The following is a 9,947-nucleotide window of genomic DNA, read 5'->3' as shown; positions in this document are numbered from 1 at the left end:
GATGACACTCTCTATCGTACCAAGGGGGCTTTTTTTATGCATTTGTCATATTCCCCGGTTTATCCTCACATTCTTTCCTTACAGGAATGCTCCTTCTGTATTTTCGATACCCACCTATAGTATTTTTGAAACATTAGAAAGATAGCAAGTTTAATAAGTGATATGGTTGAAACTTATACCTATACGGGGTATTATATAAAGAAAGGAGGGAGTTCAATGGAAGACTTACCGGAAAATAGCGGGAAAGAACCTGTGACTCCACGTACGGATGAAGAAAAAGCGAAAGTATTGAATAGATTGAAACGTATTGAAGGCCAGGTGCGCGGCATTCAGAAAATGGTGGAAGAGGACAGGTATTGTGTAGACATCCTGGTACAGATTTCCGCAATAGACAGCGCTCTGAATAAAGTGGGACATTCTTTAATGGAACGTCATACCCATCATTGCGTGGCTGACGCTGTGAAAAAAGGGGAAGGCGAAGAAGCCATAGATGAACTGATGAAAGTGATGAAACAGTTTTCCAAGTAAGGAGGTGTGGATATGAGTGAACAGAAACACACGGATTTAGGCGTTACCGGCATGACTTGTGCCGCCTGCTCGACGAGGGTGGAGAAAGTGCTCAACAAAATGGATGGTGTCGAAGCTCAAGTGAATCTCCCGATGGAAAGAGCCAGTATCGATTACGATCCTTCGCAGGTCAAAATGGAAGATATCGAGTCACGGATCGAGAAGCTCGGATATGGGGTCGAAAAAGATACAGTGGACCTCGATATCAGCGGTATGACCTGTGCCGCCTGTTCCAATCGTATCGAAAAGGTGCTGAATAAAACCGAAGGCGTAGAGAACGCTACGGTCAACCTGGCGAATGAGACCGGAACGATTGAATATCGCACGGGAGCATTATCCGTCGAGGATATGATCGCCAGAATTAGAAAGCTCGGATATGATGCAGCTCCGCGTGCATCGGAAGAAGAGAAGCAGTCGAACAAAGAGAAGCAAATCACAAAACAGAAATATAAACTGATCGCTTCCGCTATCCTTTCAGCCCCGCTCCTTCTGACGATGTTCACGCATCTGTTCGGCGTGGAACTTCCCGGTATATTCATGAATTTCTGGTTCCAGATGGCTCTGGCCACGCCGGTGCAGTTCGTCATCGGCTGGACGTTCTACCGGGGAGCCTATAACAACTTACGGAATAAGTCGGCGAATATGGATGTGCTCGTAGCTCTCGGTACGAGTGCGGCCTACTTTTACAGTGTGGTAGAAGGGCTGAGGGCCCTTGGGAACCCCGGCATGGAACCGCATTTGTATTTCGAGACGAGTGCCGTGCTGATTACACTGATCCTCCTCGGTAAATATTTCGAAACGATTGCCAAGGGAAGAACGACACAGGCGATTTCCGGATTACTGGAGCTGCAGGCGAAAGAAGCTACTGTGCTGAGAAATGGAGAAACTGTTCAGGTGCCGGTGGATCAGGTTCAGGTGGAGGATATCGTCCTGGTGCGTCCGGGCGAGAAAATACCCGTCGATGGTGTAGTCATCGAAGGAGAAACTTCCGTCGATGAATCGATGCTTACAGGCGAAGCGTTGCCGGTCGGTAAATCTCAGGGGGAAGCATTAACCGGTTCCACGATCAATAAAAACGGGACCATCAAGATGAAAGCGACGAAGGTCGGGAACGATACAGCGCTCGCAGGCATCATCCGTGTCGTGGAACAGGCACAAGGCTCGAAAGCTCCAATACAGCGTATGGCAGACGTCATTTCCGGTTATTTCGTTCCTATCGTCGTGGCGATTGCCCTTGTCACGTTTGCGATCTGGTATATCGTCGTAGCGCCAGGCGATATGGCGCTTGCTCTCGGGGCTTCGATCGCCGTTCTCGTCATCGCCTGCCCTTGTGCTCTAGGCCTCGCCACGCCTACTTCGATCATGGTAGGAACAGGGAAAGGCGCCGAGATGGGCATATTGTATAAAGGTGGAGAACATCTCGAAGCGACTCATAAACTAGATACGATCGTTTTTGATAAGACAGGAACGATAACAAAAGGTGAACCTGAAGTTACGGATATGGAGATGGATGAGGAAGCATTGCAGTATCTGATCAGTGCCGAAGCGTATTCAGAGCATCCGTTGGCTGAAGCGATCACCGCTCACCGTAGAGATATCGAAAGAAAACCGGTGGACCATTTTGAAGCGATCCCGGGTGCAGGTATTCGTGCAACGGTAGCAGGAAGAACAGTACGTGTCGGGACGAAAAAATGGATGGAACAGGGGACCGAAAGCTTTGAGGACCAGGCAGACCGGTGGGAAGAAGAAGCCAAAACGGTCATGTTCGTGGAACTCGACGGAGAAGTGAGGGGGACCATCGCTGTAGCAGACCAGGTGAAGCCCGAAGCGAAAGACGCTTTGAAAAATCTCAGGGACAAAAATATTCATCTTGTCATGCTGACGGGTGATAATGAGAAAACAGCTCAGGCTATCGCCCGGCAGGTTGGCATCGATACCGTCATTGCAGGTGTCGTTCCTGAAGAGAAAGCGTTTCACGTGGAACAATTGCAAAAAGAAGGCCGCCATGTTGCAATGGTAGGAGACGGTATCAATGATGCACCCGCTCTAGCTTCAGCGGATATAGGAATCGCCATCGGTACGGGGACGGACGTAGCTATTGAAACGGCTGATGTAACGATCCTCGGCGGCGATTTGCATCTTCTCTCGAAAGCCGTCGATTTGAGTAATCTGACGATGCAGAATATCAGACAGAACCTGTTTTGGGCGTTGTTTTACAACTCGGCCGGTATTCCGGTCGCGGCACTCGGTCTCCTGGCACCATGGGTGGCGGGAGCGGCTATGGCCTTCAGCTCGGTCAGTGTCGTTTCCAACTCCTTAAGGCTGAGACGGAAAAAAGTTGCTTAAGCGTATAACTTTTCTTAAATATATTTTAACAAGGAGGAACAATCATGGAAAAAACATTGAATGTACAAGGTATGACTTGCGGACACTGTGAATCAGCGGTAAAAGGAGCTCTCGGAGATCTGGATGGCGTGAAAGACGTTCAGGTATCTCTAGATAGCGGAAAAGTGGACGTTACGTATGAAGAAGGAAAAGTGACGGACGAGCAGATGAAAGAAGCGGTGGAAGACCAGGGATATGACGTAAAATAATATCAGATATGTAAAGGCTGTTGAGGATTTTCTCAACAGCCTTTTTTGAATTGAACTTGATATGAATACTGCAATTTAAGTAAATATCATTAGGCTGGACACCACAAATAATACACCTGATAAGACCGCAATGAAATAGCCATAGATATACGAGCCTTCCTTTATTATATCAATTCCGAAATATATTCCAAGTAACCCCAGTAGAGACATAGGAAAACCTTCATTAATGTTAAAGAGTTTCATGTCCATCAATCCCGTTACGCCTGTAATAAATAAGTAAATTAATAGAATGGGTATAACTATATTTTTTATCTTCAGCGTATCTCCCCCTGTGGTTCATCTTAAAAATCAGCATTTTCCAAAAGTAAGAGCACAGTGATGTGGAATGGGTGGTAAAATTTACAATATGACTTAACTTATCATCATAGGTGAGAATTCTCCCTTTTTCAAGGGGGGGAAGAGGCCGAATAGCCTTTAGAAAAGAGGTAGGTACCGAAACTTTCTGGACGACCAAGAGAAATATTATGTGTTTTTGAACAGAATCGAACATTCTTTCTTTTTTCAGGGTATACATTACTACCTGATTGTTTCTGCTGATGGGAGAAGGAAGAAGAATTGTTCATTTAAGTTTTATTTCTGCAACTACCAAAACTTGTCCACTCCGGGGAGGAAATGTAGATGAAAGCTATTGTAGCTACAAAATACGGTTCCGCAGAAGTTCTTCAGCTCCAGGAAGTAGAAAAACCTTCTCCGAAGAAAGATGAAGTACTGATTAAAGTACACGCAACAATTGTAACAGCAGGGGACAGTGAACTGCGCCGGTTCAAAATGCCGCCCTTGTTTTGGCTACCCATGAGAGTTTATTTTGGGGTGAGGAAACCTAGAATTAATATACTAGGCCAAGAGTTCTCCGGGGAAATTGAATCTGTTGGTAAAGAGGTCACTGGGTTCAAAACGGGGAATCCGTTTTTTGGCTCTACTCAGATAAGGTTTGGTGCGTATGCCGAGTACGTCTGTTTGCCGAGCAAATACGCGATAACGATTAAACCGGACAACATGAGCTTTGAAGAAGCTGCCACCCTCCCCACTGGAGGTCTGAATGCCTTGCATTTTATTAGAAAAGCAAATGTCCAGCAAGGCGATAAGCTTCTTATCGTTGGAGCTGCTGGGAGCATAGGCACATTAGCAGTACAAATTGCCAAATCCATGGGAGCGGAAGTGACTTGTATTGACAGCACGGAGAAATTAGATATGCTTCGTTTCATTGGTGCAGATCATGTTATTGACTACACTGAAGAAGATTTCACCAAAAGCGGAAAGAAGTATGATGTCATTATAGACGTGGTTGGGAAGTCTCCATATGTACGAACTGTAAAAACACTGAGACAAAATGGGAGTTATATTTTAGGCGATCCAACTCTTCGAGGTAAGGTCAAAGGGCTATGGACTTCGAGGAGATCAGACAAGAAAATTTTATTTGAGCTGGCAGGCTACAAAAAAGAAGATTTAGTTCATCTCAAAGAACTTCATTAAACCGGAAAGATTAAACTGGTCATAGACAAAAGCTTTCCATTGAAACAAATGTCAGAAGCCCACAGGTATGTGGACCAAGGTCATAAAAAAGGTAATGTTGTAATCACAATGGAGGAATACTTATAAAAGCCATGAGTTTCGTTGAAAATGGATTGCCGGGTATTCTGCAATTTAAAGAATTAGAAAAATCCATCCTTAAGGACGATGAAGTTTATCTATCGTTTGAAGGTTATAAGCGATCTGTTTACATTTTATTAATTATGCTTAAATATATTGAAGGTAAGAAATATCTATTTGCAAATATAAGTATATGCTTATATAATGATCAGAGAGGTGAGACCATGGAAAAAACAAGATTAGCAATTGAAGAAGCAGTCCCGGCCCTGAAACTTCTCGGAGATAAAACGCGTCTGACGATTACCGGAATGCTCAAAAACGGAGAGTGCTGTGTATGTGAGTTCACGGAAGTGCTCGAAATGAGTCAGCCTTCGGTGAGTCAGCATCTGCGCAAACTCAGAGATGCGAAAATTGTGAAAGAGGAACGACGCGGGCAATGGGTGTTCTATTCACTGAACGAAGATTACGAAGCATATAATCTGGTACTTGACGTAATCGAAAACGTTTCCGATCAGTCAGAAAAAATTGCTGAATTAGAGAGACAGGGAAAAAGAATCCAGTGTTAATGCAGGAAGGATGACAATGTTTTGGCAATACTAGCAATATCCATATTTTTAGCGACGTTGATTCTCGTCATCTGGCAGCCGAAGAATCTCGGAATCGGTTGGTCGGCCTGTGTCGGAGCGATAGTGGCTCTTATGGTCGGAGTCGTGGACTTCGGTGATGTGCAGGATGTGACGGGGATCGTTTGGAATGCAACGCTCGCATTCGTAGCAGTTATACTTATTTCTTTGATTTTGGATGAAATCGGCTTTTTCGAATGGGCCGCTTTACATATGGCCCGTATCGCCAAAGGAAACGGCACATTAATGTTTGTGTACGTGACGTTACTCGGAGCAGTCGTTGCGGCTTTGTTCGCCAATGACGGGGCGGCTCTGATTCTGACACCGATTGTACTTGCAATGGTGAGGAATCTGAACTTCAAGGAAGCGATGATTCTACCGTTCATTATGGCAAGTGGATTTATCGCTGATACGACTTCGCTGCCGTTCATCGTCAGTAACCTGGTAAATATCGTATCCGCCGACTTTTTCGGAATCGGCTTTATCGAATACGCGAGCCGGATGATTGTACCGAACCTGTTTGCGCTGGTTGCGAGTATCATCGTTCTATACTTATATTTCCGTAAAGATATGCCGGAGCACTATGATCTCAGTCAGCTCAAAGCTCCGAAAGATGCGATACAGGACCACAGGATGTTCCGTTTGTCGTGGGGCGTGCTCGCTCTTCTTTTGATCGGCTACTTCATCAGTGAACCGCTCGGCATTCCGGTTTCCATTATAGCAGGGGTTATTGCTATCTTTTTCATTCTGATGGCAAGAAGAAGCAGTGCCGTCGAGACGATGAACGTGGTCAAAGGCGCCCCGTGGGCGATCGTGTTCTTCTCACTCGGAATGTATATCGTTGTGTACGGTCTACGTAACGCAGGATTGACGGACGTACTTGCCGGAGTCATTCAGGCAGCGGCAGATCAGGGTATGTTCTCCGCTACGGTATCGATGGGCTTCATTGCGGCGATTCTTTCATCGGTGATGAATAACATGCCGACCGTTATGATTGATGCCCTTGCTATCGCGGAGACGAATACTTCGGGAGCGGTTCGGGAAGCTCTCATTTATGCGAACGTCATAGGGTCCGACCTCGGTCCTAAAATCACACCGATTGGCTCTTTGGCTACCTTGCTGTGGCTTCACGTCCTTTCTATGAAAGGGTTCCGTATTTCCTGGGGGTATTATTTCAAAGTGGGGATCATCCTCACGATTCCTACGCTTTTCATTACGCTCGTCGGTCTCTACCTCTGGCTTGCGATTATACTTTAAATAAGGAGAATGATGAATGATGACAAAACCGGTTATTTATTTTCTATGTACAGGGAACTCCTGCCGCAGTCAGATGGCGGAAGGGTTCGGGAAGAAGTACCTTGGTGACAAATACGAAGTGAAATCGGCGGGTATCGAAGCACACGGGCTGAACCCGAAAGCTGTTACAGCTATGGATGAAACAGGTGTAGACATCAGTAAGCAGGAGTCCGAAATGATCGATAACGACATTCTGAACGATGCCGCCTTTGCGATCACGCTTTGCGGGGACGCCAATGATAAGTGTCCGATGACTCCTCCTCACGTGACCCGGTACCATTGGGGATTCGATGACCCTGCGAAAGCAGAAGGTACGGAGGAAGAGAAATGGGAAGTATTCCGTCGGGTACGTGATGAAATCGAAGATCGGATAAAAAAATTCGCCGCCGACGAAGCATAAAGAAAAGCGGAAGCGTCCGGTCAGAAATGAGGGCATAAGCAGACCGGTCATGTGAAAGACGGTCTTTCCTTTCACTGATCCGAGCTGCTTGTGACATAAATTTCTGGGCGCTGCAGCTGGATAAAGAAAAGCGGAAGCGTCCGGCTAGAAGCGCAGGCTTCTGCTCAGGTCCGCTTAGTCAGATATGTTTCGCATAAGCAACCTTATGTTTGTGGTTATGAATTAAAAATAACAGAGGCATCGGGACTGAATACTATCATTCGGTCCTGGTGCCTCTGTTTAGTTCTGTATAAATCCGTTTCTGCGTCATTCTTTTTCAAAAGGTGGGTGTTGCATGAATTTCTTATAAAAATTCATGGTCGAAGCATATACATAGAAACTTCTTAGGAGGTTTTTCTCCACGCTAAAGTTAAACATGGGGGTTTCGGTTTTATTCTCAGCAAACTTCCTCTTTATTGTCTTTTAAAGCTCGCTGTCTACGGTATACTTTAACAAAAGCTTCCTAGGAACAACCGTATAAAGCTTTTCATTTTCCGCTTTCACAGGTGTTAGATCCTGTTTCTGCAAGTGTTCTTCTACGTAATATTCAACAGGGTTGTGTCCTTCAACTGTCATATAATAGTTGCTTCGACCCAACCGGGGGTTCAGTTCAAAAAACTTATATTTTCCATCTCTTGAATCATATTTAATATCAAAGTTCGCAACTCCGGTAAAACCGGTGTATTCCACGATTTTCTTAGCTTGTTCTACTACTTCATCATTACTGAACGTTCTGATAGCAAGGGGATTCCCTCTGCCGCCGGGGGTGTGGTCTTCTAATAGTACTTGGCCATATGAAGCCAATTTCGTTTCGCCATCCTGCCCCACATATAAAGTCAATATCCTCATTGCTGAATCATCGCCCGGTACATATTCCTGAAGGATAACACTTTTATGGAGACCGGCTTTTTTGAGTATGGCGACCACGTCCTCAAGTTCTTCCCGATTTTCGCATATATAGACTTTCTTCTTTCCTTCAAAGTCTGTAGACTCATACAATGCTCTGTCGGTGGGCTTGACAACCACCGGAAAGGCAAAATCTAAATCATCATCCAGGGTGGCATGGTCATCCAAATAAGTATATTTCGGATAAGGTACGCCCACTTCCTCGCATATATCGTAAAAACTTGTTTTACTGATTATCTTCTGAATCGTTTGATTATCTACGTACGGAATGATCCAGTCATTGTCCAGTTTACCGTGCAAAGTAACAATGGCTTCAATATGCCAGTCGTTGCTTCCAATAAGTATTTTAGGCTGATTCGGGTACATATCGCCGATTTCTTTTAGTTTAGTCAGCAGAATGCCCTCGTCGCCCATGGATTTCTCTGTCATAGGATTTATGATGGATGATTTGTCTATTGGTCCTGCTATTTGTGTGGATAAACTGATGGACTTTGCATTATAGGCTTCGTAGAACGAGCGGGCAATACTATACGTGCCGATGTTCGCTCCGAGGATTACGGGGATAAATTGCTGTTGCTTGAGCATACTAGAATCCTTTTTATTATTTTGGCTCTGTTAAAGCGTGTTGTTGATTTTAGGAACGAAGGGAGGGGACGCCTGCGGAAATGGCATGAACGGGAAATCACCGGAATCGAACGTAGAGAGATTCCGGAAGTTTACGTCATGCCCGCGACAAGCTTCCCCCCGTAGAACGAAAATCAATTAGGAATGATAATAGAGCCATTATTTTTATGGATAAAGAATTCGAACTGAAACGATAGTCAGACCTTACTGTAACATCGCTTTCGTTTTCATTCTAAACAAAATCACCCATTTTTGGAACCACCCTGTTAGGAATTACGGACTAAGTAGGGGAAGATCGGGCGAGTATCGTATACGGTGATGGTGATGTTTACCCTGGCCTTATTAATCTCTGAGTAGCGGCAGAGTGCAGCAACGGAACGATCCGCCTGATTTGATAATTTCCGAGAAGTCATGTTCTAAAACATGGAACCCTTGTTCGCGCAAATCTGTGTTCAACCTTTCCTGGATGGTGAGACTCACGACTGTATTATTGCCGAGGGAGAGTACATTGGGTCCCATGTGGAACCGTTCTTCCTCTGATACTGAAATAATAGTGCGGAATCGGTCTTTTATTTTCCGGAGACCTTCGTCTGAAAAAGCGGGAGGATAAATGATAGCTGTCTCTTTATCAAGGATAGAAAAGACACAATCCAGATGGAGAATGTCCTCTGTGATAGGTATCGGTTCCACGGAATAGTCCGGGAATCTCTTCTTTAGGTCTTCCGCAGCTTGAGAGCTTGTACGTCGTCCCTGTCCGAGCCAGATCGTATCCTCATCGAGGAGCACATCTCCTCCCTCTATAGAACCTGACGGTGGCGATTCATAGGGAATGGAGTGGGAGGAGAACCATTCTTTTACGATATCCGTTTCTTCCTGGCGGACGTGCTCGCCCATGGAGGCGAGGATGAGCCGTCTGCCGATGGCGAACGCGATGTCTCTCGTAAATACCTGTTCAGGAAGTTGAGAAGCGGCCGGGACTTCCAGTACCTCCACACCATTTTCTTCGAGTAACTGGATGAATTGTTTATGTTCCTGTTCGGCGCGTTCTTTATCGATATTCGATTCTTTGTAATACTTCTGTGTTTCATTGATCGGTTCCGTTATTTCCATGTACGAAGGAGGGGTGACGACCACTTTTTTTAAAGTGCCATATTCATTCGAGCAATGTATATTGTGGTTGGGCGCAGTTTCTTCCATATTCTTCTCCTCCTGAGGTAAGGTACTCTTATCTTCCCTCTTCCTTGAAAA

General features: G+C 45.2%; 8 protein-coding genes and 1 pseudogene. 7 read left to right on the top strand and 2 right to left on the bottom strand.

Translation table 11 applies throughout. The features are described from left to right. Positions 1 to 216: 216 nt before the first annotated feature. The 7 genes and pseudogenes from BW944_RS12295 (at position 217) to arsC (ending at position 7,130) form a co-directional block, all read left to right on the top strand. The gene (locus BW944_RS12295; RefSeq protein WP_076560116.1) at positions 217 to 528 is read left to right on the top strand and encodes a metal-sensing transcriptional repressor; all 312 of its coding nucleotides are present in this window, start codon (positions 217 to 219) and stop codon (positions 526 to 528) included. A gap of 12 nt (positions 529 to 540) precedes the next feature. Beyond that, positions 541 to 2,913, top strand: a complete 2,373-nt coding sequence (locus tag BW944_RS12290) for a heavy metal translocating P-type ATPase (protein ID WP_076560113.1) — start codon at positions 541 to 543, stop codon at positions 2,911 to 2,913. 44 nt (positions 2,914 to 2,957) lie between these two features. After that, positions 2,958 to 3,161, top strand: coding sequence for a copper chaperone CopZ (copZ, locus tag BW944_RS12285; RefSeq protein WP_076560111.1), 204 nt, complete (start codon positions 2,958 to 2,960; stop codon positions 3,159 to 3,161). Positions 3,162 to 3,839: 678 nt separating this feature from the next. Beyond that, positions 3,840 to 4,820, top strand: a pseudogene (locus tag BW944_RS12275) (NAD(P)-dependent alcohol dehydrogenase). Positions 4,821 to 5,035: 215 nt separating this feature from the next. Next, complete coding sequence (locus BW944_RS12270; protein ID WP_076560138.1) at positions 5,036 to 5,377, top strand: ArsR/SmtB family transcription factor; 342 nt, start codon at positions 5,036 to 5,038, stop codon at positions 5,375 to 5,377. A 21-nt stretch (positions 5,378 to 5,398) separates the two neighbouring features. Continuing rightward, on the top strand, positions 5,399 to 6,691 hold the full coding sequence (locus BW944_RS12265; RefSeq protein ID WP_076560108.1) for an arsenic transporter: 1,293 nt from the start codon (positions 5,399 to 5,401) through the stop codon (positions 6,689 to 6,691). 19 nt (positions 6,692 to 6,710) lie between these two features. Further along, positions 6,711 to 7,130 (top strand): arsenate reductase (thioredoxin), encoded by a 420-nt coding sequence (gene arsC / locus BW944_RS12260; RefSeq protein WP_200806522.1) that lies wholly within the window; start codon positions 6,711 to 6,713, stop codon positions 7,128 to 7,130. Positions 7,131 to 7,592: 462 nt separating this feature from the next. Here the strand turns inward: arsC and BW944_RS12255 are convergent, their stop codons facing one another. Next, on the bottom strand, positions 7,593 to 8,660 hold the full coding sequence (locus BW944_RS12255; RefSeq protein ID WP_084193739.1) for a carboxylate--amine ligase: 1,068 nt from the start codon (positions 8,658 to 8,660) through the stop codon (positions 7,593 to 7,595). A 381-nt stretch (positions 8,661 to 9,041) separates the two neighbouring features. Next, positions 9,042 to 9,896, bottom strand: a complete 855-nt coding sequence (locus BW944_RS12250) for a dimethylarginine dimethylaminohydrolase family protein (protein WP_076560104.1) — start codon at positions 9,894 to 9,896, stop codon at positions 9,042 to 9,044. Positions 9,897 to 9,947: the final 51 nt, after the last annotated feature.

The sequence above is a fragment of the Salimicrobium flavidum genome (assembly GCF_900156645.1).
GTDB lineage: Bacteria > Bacillota > Bacilli > Bacillales > Halobacillaceae > Salimicrobium > Salimicrobium flavidum.
The sequence above is the reverse complement of the archived record's forward strand: the minus strand, read 5'-3'. Positions and strand labels throughout refer to the sequence as shown.

What these genes read in the sequence shown, in the direction of transcription:
- BW944_RS12295 (WP_076560116.1), top strand. Translation starts at nt 217, where the DNA reads ATGGAAGACTTACCGGAAAATAGCGGGAAAGAACCTGTGACTCCACGT.
- BW944_RS12290 (WP_076560113.1), top strand. Translation starts at nt 541, where the DNA reads ATGAGTGAACAGAAACACACGGATTTAGGCGTTACCGGCATGACTTGT.
- copZ (WP_076560111.1), top strand. Translation starts at nt 2,958, where the DNA reads ATGGAAAAAACATTGAATGTACAAGGTATGACTTGCGGACACTGTGAA.
- BW944_RS12270 (WP_076560138.1), top strand. Translation starts at nt 5,036, where the DNA reads ATGGAAAAAACAAGATTAGCAATTGAAGAAGCAGTCCCGGCCCTGAAA.
- arsC (WP_200806522.1), top strand. Translation starts at nt 6,711, where the DNA reads ATGACAAAACCGGTTATTTATTTTCTATGTACAGGGAACTCCTGCCGC.
- BW944_RS12255 (WP_084193739.1), bottom strand. Translation starts at nt 8,660, where the DNA reads ATGCTCAAGCAACAGCAATTTATCCCCGTAATCCTCGGAGCGAACATC.
- BW944_RS12250 (WP_076560104.1), bottom strand. Translation starts at nt 9,896, where the DNA reads ATGGAAGAAACTGCGCCCAACCACAATATACATTGCTCGAATGAATAT.